We start from the raw sequence: 14,097 nt of genomic DNA, 5'->3' as shown, positions 1-14,097 counted from the left end.
GGAAAAATTCGCCGGTTCGCAGCGAATCCTGAGGTTTTTCAACGCTACCTTTGGTCTTCATGGCCCGTTCCGTTAACATAGTCGGCTTTTTCACGTCGGGAGACAGGCAGCATGGCGCAGCAGTATCAACCGGGGCAACGCTGGATTAGCGACAGCGAAGCCGAGCTGGGTTTGGGCACCGTTCTGGCACAGGATGGCCGCTTATTGACCGTGCTCTACCCGGCCACTGGCGAAACACGCCAGTACTCACTGCGTAATGCACCGCTGACCCGCGTGCGTTTCTCTCCGGGCGATGTGATCACTCACTTCGAAAACTGGAAGATGACCGTTCGTGAAGTGGACGATGTCGACGGACTGCTGGTGTATCACGGTCTGAATGCCCGCAACGAAGTGGTCACGCTGCCGGAAACCCAGTTGTCGAACTTCATTCAGTTCCGTCTGGCGACCGATCGTCTGTTCGCCGGCCAGATCGACCAGCTGTCGTGGTTCTCGCTACGCTACAACACCCTTGAACACACCAGCCGTCAATTGCAGTCCTCGCTCTGGGGGCTGGGCGGTGTCCGTGCCCAACCGATTGCCCACCAGTTGCACATTGCCCGTGAAGTGGCCGACCGCATTGCGCCGCGCGTTCTGCTCGCCGACGAAGTAGGCTTGGGCAAGACCATCGAAGCCGGTCTGGTGATTCACCGTCAGCTGTTGTCCGGTCGCGCCAATCGCGTGCTGATTCTGGTGCCGGAAAACCTCCAGCACCAATGGCTGGTCGAAATGCGTCGCCGCTTCAACCTGCAGGTTGCGCTGTTCGACGCCGAACGTTTTATGGAAAGCGATGCGGGCAACCCGTTCGAAGACACGCAACTGGCGCTGGTTGCGCTGGAATGGCTGGTCTCGGATGAAAAGGCTCAGGACGCGCTGTTCGCAGCGGGCTGGGACCTGATGGTGGTCGACGAAGCGCACCACCTGGTCTGGCACGAAGACAAGGCCAGCAGCGAGTATTCGCTGGTCGAGCAACTGGCTGAGGTGATTCCCGGCGTATTGCTGCTGACGGCAACCCCGGAACAACTGGGCCAGGACAGCCACTTCGCGCGTCTGCGCCTGCTGGACCCGAACCGTTTCCACGACCTGAACGCCTTCCGCGCCGAGAGCGAAAATTATCGCCCGGTCGCTCAAGCCGTGCAGGAACTGCTCGATAAGGGCGTGCTCTCGGCAGAAGCACAGAAAACCATTCACGGTTTCCTGGGCGCCGAGGGCGACACCTTGCTGGCTGCGGTCAATGCAGGCGACGACGAAGCCAAGGCCCGTCTGATTCGCGAATTGATGGACCGCCACGGCACAGGTCGCGTGCTGTTCCGTAACACGCGCGCCGCCGTGCAGGGTTTTCCGGAGCGCAAGCTGCACGAATACCCGCTGCCCTGCCCGGCAGAATATCTGGAGCTGCCGCTGGGCGAGCACGCCGACCTGTACCCGGAAGTCAGCTTCCAGGCGCATTCCGAAGTCAGTGAAGAAGAGCGCTGGTGGCGTTTCGACCCCCGCGTCGACTGGCTGATCGACACGCTCAAGATGCTCAAGCGCGTCAAGGTCCTCGTCATCTGCGCCCACGCCGAAACCGCCATGGACCTGGAAGACGCGCTGCGCGTGCGCTCCGGCATTCCGGCCACGGTCTTCCACGAAGGCATGAACATCCTCGAGCGTGACCGTGCTGCCGCCTACTTTGCCGACGAAGAATTCGGTGCTCAGGTATTGATCTGCTCGGAAATCGGCAGTGAAGGCCGTAACTTCCAGTTCGCTCACCATTTGGTACTGTTCGACCTGCCGTCGCACCCGGACCTGCTGGAGCAGCGTATCGGCCGTCTGGACCGTATCGGCCAGAAACACACCATCGAACTGCATGTACCTTTCCTGGAAACCAGCCCGCAGGCCCGACTGTTCCAGTGGTATCACGAAGCACTGAACGCGTTCCTCAATACCTGCCCGACCGGTAACGCGCTGCAGCATCAGTTCGGCCCTCGTCTGCTGCCGCTACTGGAAAGCGGTGATGATGACGAATGGCAGGCCCTGATCGACGAAGCCCGTGCCGAGCGCGAGCGTCTGGAAAGTGAACTGCACACAGGTCGCGACCGATTGCTGGAACTCAATTCCGGCGGCGCGGGCGAAGGCGAGGCGCTGGTCGAAGCGATTCTGGAACAAGACGACCAGTTCAGCCTGCCGATCTACATGGAAACTCTGTTCGACGCGTTCGGCATCGACAGCGAAGACCATTCGGAAAACGCACTGATCCTCAAGCCGAGCGAGAAGATGCTCGACGCCAGTTTCCCGCTGGGCGATGAAGAAGGCGTGACCATCACCTACGACCGCAATCAGGCGTTGTCTCGCGAAGATATGCAGTTCATCACCTGGGAACACCCGATGGTGCAGGGCGGCATGGATCTGGTGCTGTCCGGCTCGATGGGCAACACCGCCGTGGCGCTGATCAAGAACAAGGCGCTCAAGCCGGGTACCGTGTTGCTGGAACTGATCTACGTCAGCGAAGTGGTTGCGCCGCGTTCGCTGCAACTGGGCCGCTACCTGCCGCCGGCTGCACTGCGCTGCCTGCTTGATCCCAACGGCAATGATCTGTCGAGTCGCGTGTCGTTCAATACCCTGAACGACCAACTCGAAAGCGTGCCACGTGCCAGCGCCAACAAATTCATCCAGGCCCAGCGCGACGTGCTGACGCCGCGGATCAATGCAGGCGAAGAGAAGATCACGCCGAAACACGCCGAGCGCGTGGTTGAGGCGCAACGTCGTCTGGCCGCTGATACCGAAGAAGAACTGGCGCGTCTGACGGCCCTGCAGGCCGTCAACCCGACGGTGCGCGACAGCGAACTGGTGGCCCTGCGCAATCAGCGCGAGCAAGGTCTGGCCATGCTGGAGAAGGCTGCACTGCGCCTGGAAGCGATCAGAGTGCTGGTCGCAGGCTGATCGGCGTCCCTGTTGACACTGGACGCAGAGCGTCATGAGAGGCATTCCCATCGCTCTGCGTGGGAATGCAGCCCGTGACGTTGCGCGTCACACCGCCGCCGGGTCTGCCACGACTTCTGCCGGTTCCTCGGCGACCATTCTTGCCTTCATCCGCTCAGCGTCCCTGCTGAAGCAACGTGATGCCAGATACAAAAACACCAGCGTCATCAGCAATGCCGCCGGGATCAGGTACATGGCGTCGTGCAGACCGATGGCCTTGAAGCTTTCGTTCATCACGTCGGCACCTGCGACCGCCATCGCTGCATGGGCGAAATGGTCGGACAGCAAGCCAACCACAACCGGCCCCGCCCCACCGCCCAGCAGGTACAGTCCGGCGAAAAACAATGCCATTGCCGTCGCCCTCAGGCGTGGTTCGACCACGTCCTGAATGGCCGTGTAAACGCAGGTGTAGAAGTTGTAGGCAAACAACCAGCCCACGCTGAATATCGCCACGAACACGCCGATTTCAATGCGTCCGGCGTGCAAGGCATAGCCTGTGGCGATCGTCGCCACCAACATGCTGAACGCTGCGAACAACAGCCTTCCATTGGGCGAACGCTGGTGCAGTTTGTCGGCGATCCAGCCGCCCGCCGTCAGGCCTAACAATCCGGTCACGCCGACGATCACCCCCGTCGCGACTGCCGCTTCCTGCAAGGGCAGGAGGAAATAGCGTTGCAGCATCGGCACCATGAACGAGTTGCAGGCGTAAGTGGCGAAATTGAAGGTCAGGCCGCCGAGCACCAGCCAGCGGAACGTGGGGATCGACAGTACACGGCGGATCGGTTTCTCGATTTTGACTTCCGACATGCGCACGCTTTCCGCCGCGCCACGCTTGGGTTCCTTGATGAAAAAGATGAACACGGCCAGCAGCAGCCCAGGCACCGCAGCGATGAAGAAGGGGGCGCGCCAGCTGTCAAACGCCTTGACCATGGCACCGATGGTGAAGAACGCCAGCAGCAGACCCAACGGCAGTCCCAACATGAAAATGCCCATGGCACGGGAGCGTTTATGCGCCGGAAACAGGTCACCGATCAGCGAATTCGCGGCAGGCGCATAGCTGGCCTCGCCGATACCGACGCCCATGCGCACCAACAGAAAGGTCCAGAAACTGCCGACCATTCCATTGACCGCCGTCAGACCGCTCCATACCGCCAGACCACAGCCCATCAGTTTCTTGCGCGATCCGTTGTCCGCCATACGCCCCAGCGGCAGACCGGCGATGGCGTATACCAGCGTGAACGCAGTTCCCAGAAGCCCGAGCTGAAAATCGCTCAGGTGCCATTCCATGCGAATGGGCTCGACGATGATGGCCGGGATGGTGCGGTCAAAGAAGTTGAACAGGTTGGCGAGGAACAACAAAAAGAGGACGCGCCATGCGTTGGCGGCCTGAATAGGGGTTTCCGTCCGAAGCGTGGTCATGAGGCGATCGTCCCTTCTTATTAGTGGTAACAATCTAGAAGGCTGAGGGTGGCGTGTCTGTAAACATTCGTAAACCGCCTCTTCGACGAAGATTTCTTATAACTATTCGTTATTGGCCGCTTTTCAGATTCCTGGGGATGCGTACTGGCAAACTGACAACAGCTTCTATACTCACTCCGAATCGCCAGGCCTTTAGCCTTGGCGCCCTGGCAGTAAAGATATAGGGCTTGCTATGGAGTGGCTGGGTTTGAATGTGTTCGCCGGCGTCCCGGCGGACGGGCAACTGTTGATCAACTGCAGTCATAATCTGTTTCTGGTTGCGCTGGCTTACGGAGTCGCCTGTGCCGCGTGCTTCGCGACACTGGACATCGCCGACCGGGTCACTCAGGTCGAAGCCCTCAAAAGCCGACGCATCTGGAAGGCGCTGGGTGCGCTGTGTCTGGCCGGCGGCGTATGGGCCATGCACTTCATCAGCATGCTGGCTTTTCAGGCACCTCTGAGCATCACCTACGATCTGGGCATCACGCTGGCGTCGCTGCTGATCGTGCTGATGACCGCGCTGTTCGCCATCAAGGCGCTGACCATCCAGACATTGACCCTAAGGCGTTGCCTGACGAGCGCGGTGGTCATGGGTATTGGCATCAGCATCATGCACTACCTGGGCATGGGGGCCATGCGGTCCGACGCCGTGCAGTACTACGAGCCCAAAACCTTCGCACTCTCCGTTGTCGTTGCCATTCTTGCCAGCGTGGCCTTGCTCACCCTGCCCCGCCATTTGCGGCAGTACAGCGGCATGTTTCATCAAATGTTTCGTTACGGGTTGAGCGTTTTTCTGGGTGCAGGCCTGCTGACCATGCACCTGATGGGCATGCGCGCCCTGCATCTGGTCATTCCCCAGGGCGCAGAGCTGCACCTGCCGAGCACCGCAAACAGCCAGCAACTGGGCCTGACCATTGCCGTGATCACCTTGCTGATCATTGCCGGCAGCATCAGTGCGGCGATGGCCGACAAGAAACTGCAGGGCAAGGAGCATGACCTTCAGCGCGTCAATGCGCTGCTCAGCCAACTGGATCAGGCGCGGGTCTCGCTTCAGCAGGTAGCGCATTACGACCCGCTGACCAACCTGATCAACCGTCGCGGATTCAACCAGATATTCGCTGAAAAGCTGCTTGAGCATACGATCGGCCAAGGCATGCTGGCGGTGATGTTCCTGGACATCGACCACTTCAAACGAATCAATGACAGCCTGGGTCACGATGCAGGTGATGAGTTGCTCAAGGTAATCGCCGAGCGAATCCGCAGCGCCACGCGCGTCCAGGACGTGGTGGCGAGGTTTGGGGGTGACGAGTTCTGTATTCTGCTGAGCATTCCCAACTACGAAGAAGCCCGACACCTGGCACACCGTGTCATGCACAAGATGAAAGAGACCATCGAGCTGGCCGGAAGACGCATGGTCATGACCACCAGCATTGGTATCGCAGTGTTTCCACGGGACGGCTCAACCTGCGATGAACTGCTCAAGCACGCCGACCTCGCCCTCTACCAATCCAAGGGCAACGGTCGTAACCGGGTCAATTTTTTCAGCCCCGCCCTCAAGAACAAAGCCAGTCTGGAATTGCATCTGGAAGAGGAGTTGCGCAACGCCCTGCGCGAAGAGACTGGCCTTGAGGTGTACTACCAGCCGATTGTCGATCTGCGCACCGGGCACATCGCCAAGCTGGAAGCGCTGGTACGCTGGAATCATCCGCAGCACGGACTGCTGGTGCCCGATCGCTTCATCAGTATTGCCGAAGCGAACGGGCTGATCGCCGAACTGGACAACTGGGTACTGCGCCGCGCCTGCCGCGACCTGGGCGCGTTGCGCCTCGACGGTCTGGACAAGCTGATCATCACGGTGAACTGTTCGGCGCTGAACCTGAGTCGGGACGAATTGACCGAAGAAGTGGAACAGGCGCTGAGCGAAGCCAACGTGGCCCCGGGCCGCCTGGAACTGGAGGTGACCGAGAACGCGCTGATGGGCAACATCAGCAATACGATCCTGATGCTCAAGCATATTCGCAGCCTGGGCGTCTCGCTCTCGATCGACGACTTCGGGACCGGTTATTCGTCACTCGCCTACCTGAAACGGCTGCCGCTGGACACACTGAAAATCGATAGATCGTTCATCATCGACATTCCGAAATCGCCTCAGGACATGGAGATCGTTCAGGCAATCATTGTGATGGCCCACACCCTGCGCCTCAAGGTGGTGACGGAAGGCGTCGAGACGCCTGCACAACTGGAATTTCTCAGTCAGTTCGGCAGCGATTACGTGCAGGGCTATCTGTTCAGCAAGCCGCAGCCACTGGAACGGATTCTGCCGCTGATAAGGGAAACGAACGGACGAGAACCTGCCAGCCTGTGGCCTGCATCGCTCATGCTGGACGTCAAGGATCGGGATGCGGACATACCGCGTTCACTGGATCTGTTCGACGACCTGCCGGGCGCTGAACATGCTCTGGCCACCCGCAGCCCTTCTCGCACACAACGGTCACGATGGTCTGACTGAAAGGCGTTCCCTCAGCGGGCGGTGTAGCTTTTTGCTACGCGGGCAATCACAAAGTTACCGTGGCACCCACAAAGGTGCCGTCACGAGCACCCGCATGGCGCACAGATCAATCCGATGCCCTGTTTTGGATCAACACCCAAGGTGCCACTACCACCGCCCAGAGCAGCGGGTCACTCTCCACAAGCTCGATTGCCTTTGATTCAGACACCTTGCCGACCTTTGCTGCGTCCACCCATGCGGACACTTTGGCCGCGTCGTTTTCGGCTACCGCCTCGGCAACTTCGATCAGATCCAGAGGTGGCTCGACCCACAACAGGGCACCCTTGGCAAAGAATGGTTGCAATTCTTTCCAGCGAATTGAGGCGGTCTCCCCGAGCAGTTTGGCATAGAGGGTGCTAGGTTCTTGCGTCATGGGTTTCACCAGAAAGGAAATCGGCGCAATGATACCGCCGCCTTTCTCGTAGAAAAACCCGGAAGCAAGTGATTGATTGCAGGAAAGGCGCGAAATCCAACACGATCCGCCCCGACTTCACGACATCGGGGCGGTTGGATTCTGTAACTTTCTTTCGATTAAGCGACACACACCGGTTTACCCCATTGCCCCGTGCTTTCCAAGCGATTCACCGGCACTCTAAACTGTTCCGGTACAGTTGGCGGAGTGGGGGAAGATCGGTGTCGAAGCCGGTCCTGTAGCCTTGGCCAGCAGGATTATAAAAACTACAACGCAAGAGTGGAGCATCATGACTAAGGGTACCAAGAAGTTTTCCAGGCTGTTCGCCGCATTGGTTATGGCCGGGGTTGCCAGCCATTCGTTCGCAGCCGACACCATCAAGATCGGCATCGCCGGTCCCAAGACTGGCCCGGTCGCCGAGTACGGCACCATGCAATTCAACGGCGCCAAGATGGCCATCGAGCAGATCAACGCCAAGGGCGGTGTCGATGGCAAGAAACTCGAAGCTGTCGAATACGATGATGCCTGCGACCCGAAACAGGCCGTGGCAGTCGCCAACAAGGTCGTCAACGATGGCGTGAAATACGTGATCGGTCACCTGTGCTCCAGCTCCGCTCAACCTGCATCCGACGTCTATGAAGACGAAGGCATCATCATGGTGACCCCGGCAGCCACCAGCCCTGATATCACCAACCGTGGCTACAAGCTGGTATTCCGTACCATCGGTCTGGACAGCGCGCAGGGACCTGCAGCCGGTAACTACATCGCAGACGTCGCCAAGCCGAAAATCGTTGCAGTCATTCACGACAAGCAGCAATACGGCGAAGGCATCGCTTCGGCAGTAAAAACCACGCTGGAAAGCAAAGGCGTCAAGGTTGCCCTGTTCGAAGGCATCAATGCCGGTGACAAGGACTTCTCGTCGCTGATCGCCAAGCTCAAGCAAGCCAATGTCGACTTCGTCTACTACGGCGGCTACCACCCGGAGCTGGGCCAGATTCTGCGCCAGTCCAAGGAAAAAGGCCTGAACGCCAAGTTCATGGGTCCTGAAGGTGTGGGCAACGACTCCATCTCGCAAATCGCTGGCGAAGCTTCCGAAGGCCTGCTGGTCACCCTGCCGAAATCCTTTGATCAGGATCCAGCCAACCAGGCGCTGACCAAGGCATTCCAGGACAAGAAACAGGATCCGAGCGGTCCGTTCGTGTACCCGTCCTACTCTGCCGTTCAGGTCATTGCCGACGGCATCGCTGCCGCCAAGACCGAAGACACCGACAAGGTGGCAGCCGCCATCCACGCCGGTACGTTCAAGACCCCGATGGGCGAACTGAGCTACGACGCCAAGGGCGACCTGAAGAACTTCCAGTTCGTGGTCTACGAATGGCACTACGGCAAGCCGAAGACCGAAGCCGCCAAATAAGCAGCTTGCGTTGACAACCGAAGCCCACTGCCATCGCAGTGGGCTTTGTTTTACGAATCATGGCCCGCCTGCCGAGATCCGGCAGAGGCCACCTGAAAATCTTAAAACCGTTACCAGCGGTTCGCTGGCGGCGTCAAAGGCAACGCATCGACAGAATGCGTACCCGACGCAGGCCGGAGAAATGCAGATCAGGTTTTTAGGAGCGCGGTAAATGCCCGAGTTATTCCACTACATGCAACAGCTGGTCAATGGCCTGACCATTGGCAGCACGTATGCATTGATCGCCATCGGCTACACGATGGTTTACGGCATCATCGGAATGATCAACTTCGCCCACGGCGAGGTATACATGATCGGTTCCTACGTTGCCTTCATGGCGCTTGCCGGCCTTGCAATGATGGGTATCGACAGCCTGCCGCTGTTGATGATCGCAGGTTTCGCCGCCTCCATCATCGTGACCAGCGCCTACGGTTACAGCATCGAACGGGTCGCCTACCGTCCGCTGCGCAACAGCAACCGTCTGATTCCTCTGATTTCTGCGATCGGCATGTCGATCTTTCTGCAGAACTCGGTCCAGCTTTCCCAGGGTTCCGGCAACTTTGCCATCCCCAACCTGCTGCCCGGCAGCCTGTCATTCGGCCCCGGTGGCGCACAGGAAGTGCTTATTTCCTACATGCAGATCGTGGTATTCGCTGTCACGCTGGTGGCCATGACTGGCCTGACCCTCTTCATTTCCCGCTCGCGAATGGGCCGCGCCTGCCGCGCCTGTGCCGAGGACATGAAGATGGCCAACCTGCTGGGTATCAACACCAACACCATCATTGCCCTCACCTTCGTGGTCGGCGCCGCGCTGGCTGCCGTTGCCGCCATGCTGCTCAGCATGCAATACGGCGTGATCAACCCAAGCGCGGGCTTTCTGGTAGGTCTCAAGGCGTTCACTGCTGCGGTACTGGGCGGCATCGGCTCGATTCCGGGCGCCGTGCTCGGCGGTCTGGTGCTGGGCGTCGCCGAAGCCTTCGGTGCCGACATCTTTGGTGATCAGTACAAGGACGTCGTGGCCTTCGGCCTGCTGGTCCTGGTGCTGCTATTCCGCCCGACCGGCATCCTGGGTCGTCCGGAGGTTGAGAAAGTATGAGCAAGTCTTTCAAACAGGCGCTGTTCAGCGCTGCGCTGGTGTGGGCCGTTGCCTACCCGGTGTTCGGCCTGAAACTGGCCTTTTCCGGCGTGACCCTGCAAGTGCATAACGCCAGCCCCATGACCCTGACCGTCATTGCGGCCTGTTCGGTCCTGCTGTTTCTGCGCGTGCTGTTCGCCGAGAAGATCAGCACTTTGCGCAATCGTGATCGCGCCCCACTGATCTCACAGAAAACCAGCGACTTCATGACCCGGCCTACAACCCAGCGTTGGGGCCTTGCCGCCCTGATCGTGCTGGCGTTCGTCTGGCCGTTCTTCGGCTCACGCGGTGCAGTCGATATCGCAACGCTGATCCTGATCTACGTGATGCTGGGCCTGGGCCTGAACATCGTGGTCGGCCTCGCAGGCCTGCTGGACCTGGGCTACGTCGGTTTCTACGCGGTCGGCGCCTATGGTTACGCGTTGCTGTCGCACTACTTCGGCCTGAGTTTCTGGGAAAGCCTGCCGCTGGCCGGTCTGCTGGCAGCGCTGTTCGGCTTCCTGCTGGGTTTCCCGGTCCTGCGGCTACGGGGCGATTACCTGGCCATCGTGACGCTCGGGTTCGGTGAAATCATCCGTATTTTCCTGCGCAACATGACCGAGATCACCGGCGGCCCGAACGGCATCAGCAACATCGAAAAACCAACCCTGTTCGGCCTGAGCTTCGAACGCCGTGCAGCCGAGGGTGCGCAGACGTTCCACCAGTATTTCGGTCTGGACTACAACCCGATCAGTAAGGTGATCTTCCTCTATCTGATCGCCCTGCTGCTGGCGCTGGCGGCGCTGTTCGTCATCAACCGACTGCTGCGCATGCCGATCGGTCGTGCCTGGGAAGCCTTGCGCGAAGACGAAATCGCCTGCCGTGCACTGGGTCTGAATCCGACCGTGATCAAGCTCTCGGCATTTACCCTGGGTGCAGCGTTCGCCGGTTTCGCAGGCAGCTTCTTCGCCGCTCGTCAGGGTCTGGTGACGCCGGAGTCTTTCACCTTCATCGAGTCGGCAATCATTCTGGCCATTGTGGTGCTTGGCGGCATGGGTTCCCAGCTGGGCGTTATTCTCGCGGCCATTGTGATGATCCTGCTGCCTGAACTGATGCGTGAGTTCAGCGATTACCGCATGTTGATGTTCGGTGCCCTGATGGTGCTGATGATGATCTGGCGTCCTCAAGGTTTCCTGCCGATGCAACGACCTGTCATGAAGTTGAAAGCGGAGGCGGCCAAATGAAACAGCCTCTTCTGCAAGCCACAAACCTGAGCATGCGCTTCGGCGGTCTGCTGGCGGTCAATGGCGTTGCCCTGACCGTTCATGAAAAGCAGGTCGTGTCGATGATCGGCCCCAATGGCGCGGGCAAGACCACCGTCTTCAACTGCCTGACCGGTTTCTACAAACCCAGCGGCGGGACCATCCTGCTGGATGGCGAACCGATCCAGGGCCTGGCCGGTCATCAGATTGCGCGCAAGGGTGTAGTGCGGACGTTCCAGAACGTGCGTCTGTTCAAGGAAATGACCGCTGTCGAGAATCTGTTGGTCGCCCAGCATCGTCATTTGAACACCAACTTTCTGTCCGGACTGTTCAAGACGCCGGCCTTCCGCCGCAGCGAACGCGAAGCCATGGACTACGCCGAACACTGGCTGGAAGCCGTCAACCTCAAGGAATTTGCCAATCGCCCGGCCGGGACTCTGGCCTACGGTCAGCAACGCCGCCTGGAAATCGCCCGTTGCATGATGACGCGGCCGCGAATTCTCATGCTGGACGAGCCGGCAGCCGGTCTGAACCCGCGGGAAACCGAAGACCTGAAAGCGCTGATCGGCGTGTTGCGCAACGAGCACAACGCCACAGTGCTGCTGATCGAGCACGACATGAAGCTGGTGATGAGCATTTCCGACCACATCGTAGTGATCAATCAGGGCACACCACTGGCCGACGGAACGCCGGAACAGATTCGTGACAATCCTGAAGTGATCAAAGCCTACCTGGGGGAAGCGTAAATGCTGCAGTTCGAAAACGTTTCCACCTTTTACGGCAAGATCCAGGCGCTGCACAGCGTCAACGTTGAAGTCCGCCAAGGCGAGATCGTGACCCTGATCGGCGCCAACGGTGCCGGCAAGTCCACCTTGCTGATGACCTTGTGCGGCTCACCGCGCGCTCACAGCGGCAGCATCCGTTACATGGGCGAGGAACTGGTCGGCCAGGAATCGTCGGTGATCATGCGCAAGAGCATCGCGGTAGTGCCTGAAGGCCGCCGCGTGTTCGCCCGCCTGACCGTCGAAGAAAACCTGGCCATGGGCGGTTTTTTTACCGAGAAAGGCGATTATCAGGAACAGATGGACAAGGTCTTGCACCTGTTCCCGCGCCTAAAGGAACGTTTCACGCAGCGCGGTGGCACCATGTCCGGCGGCGAACAGCAAATGCTCGCCATCGGCCGTGCGCTGATGAGCAAGCCCAAGCTGTTGCTGCTGGACGAACCGTCGCTGGGTCTGGCACCGATCATCATTCAGCAGATTTTCGAGATCGTCGAACAACTGCGACGTGATGGCGTGACCGTTTTTCTGGTCGAGCAGAACGCCAACCAGGCCCTTAAAATCGCCGACCGCGCCTATGTGCTGGAAAACGGTCGAGTGGTGATGCAGGGCACCGGTGAAGAACTGCTGGTCGATCCGAAAGTGCGGGACGCCTATCTGGGCGGCTAGGTTTTGTACGAAAAGTCGGCGAGCGAAGGTCAGGCAAGGCAAAAACAGGCGAGGAAGCGGAGTCTACGTGTTGTAAATGAGCATTCCGATCGGACTCGCGCACGAGCCTGTTTTTAACGCAGCATCACCGAGCGCAGCCACTTTTCGTACAGAGCCTAGCAAAGCGCGCCATGATCATGCCCACGCACCTGCGTGGGCATGCTTTCCCTCTCTCACCCTCACGCCAAACGCTCCAGCGGCGAGCCGCTGCGCTCGAACCAGCCCACCAGATAATCACCCGCACTCGCCCTGGCACTTCGCTCTCGAAGGGTGAACCAGAAAACATCGGCGTCGTTGCCGCCCGGTAATCCTTGAGCAGCCAGTGCAACCTGAATGGTCAATAACGGCCTGGCCACCAGCCGTTCATCACTGGCTACCTTTAAGCGAACCGCCAGATCGAAGCCGTCGCGCCGCAAATCGCGCACGCTGTTACTCAGTGCTGCTCGAATCCATGGGCAAGTAAGGCGCTTACTTCAGAGGCTTCAAACCTGTTCCCGCCGCCGATGCCGCAATGGCCAATGCCAAAAGCGTAGAAGGCCTGCACACCGGACAGACGTATCAGGTCTTGTGATGCGGCAGCAGTCTGCGTAACGTGGCGGCACTTGTCTGGAGACCCGCCCAATGTTCGCTGCTCGTTCCGTCCTTGTATTCGCCCTTCTGCCGTTGTTTGCCGGTTGCCAGATGCTGGGCATCAGTACCGACACACCAAAAGTATCGACGGCCGGCATGATCCGCATGCAGGGCGACCTGACTGGCGAGAACGGGCAGTTGATGTTCAAGCCGTGCAACGAGCAGCGTCGCTACGTGGTCAAGGACCGCAATAACACCGGCCTTCTGCAGGAGGCCGCGAGTCTGGCCGACAGCAAGGGACGCGTCTTTGCGGACCTGCGCGGCTCGTTCGCCGCCAGCAAGGCAGCCAACAGTGACGGTCAACTGGACCTGCACCAGGTCTATCGTGTGGAACGGCCCGGCCAGTCCTGCGACGACCTGAACTTCAAGCGCCTGACCTTGCACGTCAATGGCAACAAGCCGGCGTGGAACGTCAACGTCAGCGGCAAGGGCATGGTCCTTGAGCGCGAGGGCCAGCCGCCGCTTGCCGTGCCTTACCTTGAAGAACAACTGCCGGATGGCAGCTTCAGTGTCAGCAGCGAAGCCAACAACCAGCGCATCGAACTCTGGGTCGCGCCACAGCGTTGCGTGGACAGCGTCAACGGTTCGGTGCAACACCTCACCGCCGAGCTGCGCCTCAACGGTCAGGCCCAACGCGGCTGCGGCTACTACGGCGGCTCGCGGGACGACTGATCCATCCCTGGGACGAGGTTTTGGCGACCGATGGCACCCGTCGTCGCCAGGACTGCGCACCTCG

11 protein-coding genes and 2 pseudogenes are annotated in these 14,097 nt (G+C 59.5%); 9 read left to right on the top strand and 4 right to left on the bottom strand.

The genetic code is table 11. The features are described 5' to 3' along the window. Window positions 1-111 precede the first annotated feature (111 nt). On the top strand, window positions 112-2,958 hold the full coding sequence (rapA, locus tag KDX39_RS18535) for an RNA polymerase-associated protein RapA (RefSeq protein WP_231661349.1): 2,847 nt from the start codon (window positions 112-114) through the stop codon (window positions 2,956-2,958). 87 nt (window positions 2,959-3,045) lie between these two features. Here rapA and KDX39_RS18530 read toward each other — a convergent pair whose 3' ends face one another. Next, window positions 3,046-4,416, bottom strand: coding sequence for a spinster family MFS transporter (locus KDX39_RS18530; RefSeq protein ID WP_231661348.1), 1,371 nt, complete (start codon window positions 4,414-4,416; stop codon window positions 3,046-3,048). Between the two features lie 232 nt (window positions 4,417-4,648). Between KDX39_RS18530 and KDX39_RS18525 the strand changes: the two genes are divergently transcribed. Next, complete coding sequence (locus tag KDX39_RS18525) at window positions 4,649-6,964, top strand: putative bifunctional diguanylate cyclase/phosphodiesterase (RefSeq protein WP_231661347.1); 2,316 nt, start codon at window positions 4,649-4,651, stop codon at window positions 6,962-6,964. 106 nt (window positions 6,965-7,070) lie between these two features. Here KDX39_RS18525 and KDX39_RS18520 read toward each other — a convergent pair whose 3' ends face one another. Further along, on the bottom strand, window positions 7,071-7,376 hold the full coding sequence (locus KDX39_RS18520) for a DUF2288 domain-containing protein (RefSeq protein ID WP_231661346.1): 306 nt from the start codon (window positions 7,374-7,376) through the stop codon (window positions 7,071-7,073). 328 nt (window positions 7,377-7,704) lie between these two features. On the opposite strand from KDX39_RS18520, the gene KDX39_RS18515 reads away from it, so the two are divergent. From KDX39_RS18515 to KDX39_RS18495, 5 genes are all read left to right on the top strand, one after another. After that, window positions 7,705-8,829 carry a branched-chain amino acid ABC transporter substrate-binding protein gene (locus tag KDX39_RS18515; RefSeq protein WP_231661345.1) on the top strand — a complete coding sequence of 375 codons (1,125 nt, stop codon included), beginning with the start codon at window positions 7,705-7,707 and terminating at the stop codon, window positions 8,827-8,829. A 211-nt stretch (window positions 8,830-9,040) separates the two neighbouring features. Then, window positions 9,041-9,964, top strand: a complete 924-nt coding sequence (gene livH, locus KDX39_RS18510) for a high-affinity branched-chain amino acid ABC transporter permease LivH (RefSeq protein WP_099226073.1) — start codon at window positions 9,041-9,043, stop codon at window positions 9,962-9,964. Next, on the top strand, window positions 9,961-11,226 hold the full coding sequence (locus tag KDX39_RS18505; RefSeq protein ID WP_099226074.1) for a high-affinity branched-chain amino acid ABC transporter permease LivM: 1,266 nt from the start codon (window positions 9,961-9,963) through the stop codon (window positions 11,224-11,226). Before livH ends, KDX39_RS18505 begins: the two co-directional genes overlap by 4 nt. After that, entirely contained in the window at window positions 11,223-11,990 is a 768-nt protein-coding gene (gene livG, locus KDX39_RS18500; protein WP_004887846.1) for a high-affinity branched-chain amino acid ABC transporter ATP-binding protein LivG, read from the top strand. The genes KDX39_RS18505 and livG overlap by 4 nt, the downstream gene beginning before the upstream one ends. Further along, window positions 11,991-12,692 (top strand): ABC transporter ATP-binding protein, encoded by a 702-nt coding sequence (locus KDX39_RS18495; RefSeq protein ID WP_025996550.1) that lies wholly within the window; start codon window positions 11,991-11,993, stop codon window positions 12,690-12,692. It begins immediately after the preceding gene. A 218-nt stretch (window positions 12,693-12,910) separates the two neighbouring features. On the opposite strand, the gene KDX39_RS18490 is transcribed toward KDX39_RS18495, so the two are convergent. Together KDX39_RS18490 and KDX39_RS26680 are read right to left on the bottom strand one after the other, a co-directional pair. After that, entirely contained in the window at window positions 12,911-13,072 is a 162-nt protein-coding gene (locus tag KDX39_RS18490) for a hypothetical protein (protein ID WP_442964557.1), read from the bottom strand. Beyond that, a pseudogene (locus KDX39_RS26680) lies at window positions 13,061-13,180 on the bottom strand (LysR family transcriptional regulator); the annotation flags it as partial. The pseudogene KDX39_RS26680 and the gene KDX39_RS18490, both read right to left, overlap by 12 nt. On the opposite strand from KDX39_RS26680, the pseudogene KDX39_RS18485 reads away from it, so the two are divergent. Then, window positions 13,165-13,302 (top strand): annotated as a pseudogene (locus tag KDX39_RS18485) (short chain dehydrogenase); the annotation flags it as partial. The pseudogenes KDX39_RS26680 and KDX39_RS18485 overlap by 16 nt on opposite strands. Before the next feature lie 50 nt (window positions 13,303-13,352). After that, window positions 13,353-14,033 (top strand): COG3650 family protein, encoded by a 681-nt coding sequence (locus KDX39_RS18480; protein WP_231661344.1) that lies wholly within the window; start codon window positions 13,353-13,355, stop codon window positions 14,031-14,033. Window positions 14,034-14,097: the final 64 nt, after the last annotated feature.

The organism is Pseudomonas sp. CDFA 610, from assembly GCF_021147865.1.
Lineage (GTDB): Bacteria > Pseudomonadota > Gammaproteobacteria > Pseudomonadales > Pseudomonadaceae > Aquipseudomonas > Aquipseudomonas alliivorans.
The sequence above is the reverse complement of the archived record's forward strand: the minus strand, read 5'-3'. Positions and strand labels throughout refer to the sequence as shown.

Excerpts from the sequence above, each read along its gene's own strand:
- rapA (WP_231661349.1), top strand. The coding sequence starts at position 112 with ATGGCGCAGCAGTATCAACCGGGGCAACGCTGGATTAGCGACAGCGAA.
- KDX39_RS18530 (WP_231661348.1), bottom strand. The coding sequence starts at position 4,416 with ATGACCACGCTTCGGACGGAAACCCCTATTCAGGCCGCCAACGCATGG.
- KDX39_RS18525 (WP_231661347.1), top strand. The coding sequence starts at position 4,649 with ATGGAGTGGCTGGGTTTGAATGTGTTCGCCGGCGTCCCGGCGGACGGG.
- KDX39_RS18520 (WP_231661346.1), bottom strand. The coding sequence starts at position 7,376 with ATGACGCAAGAACCTAGCACCCTCTATGCCAAACTGCTCGGGGAGACC.
- KDX39_RS18515 (WP_231661345.1), top strand. The coding sequence starts at position 7,705 with ATGACTAAGGGTACCAAGAAGTTTTCCAGGCTGTTCGCCGCATTGGTT.
- livH (WP_099226073.1), top strand. The coding sequence starts at position 9,041 with ATGCCCGAGTTATTCCACTACATGCAACAGCTGGTCAATGGCCTGACC.
- KDX39_RS18505 (WP_099226074.1), top strand. The coding sequence starts at position 9,961 with ATGAGCAAGTCTTTCAAACAGGCGCTGTTCAGCGCTGCGCTGGTGTGG.
- livG (WP_004887846.1), top strand. The coding sequence starts at position 11,223 with ATGAAACAGCCTCTTCTGCAAGCCACAAACCTGAGCATGCGCTTCGGC.
- KDX39_RS18495 (WP_025996550.1), top strand. The coding sequence starts at position 11,991 with ATGCTGCAGTTCGAAAACGTTTCCACCTTTTACGGCAAGATCCAGGCG.
- KDX39_RS18480 (WP_231661344.1), top strand. The coding sequence starts at position 13,353 with ATGTTCGCTGCTCGTTCCGTCCTTGTATTCGCCCTTCTGCCGTTGTTT.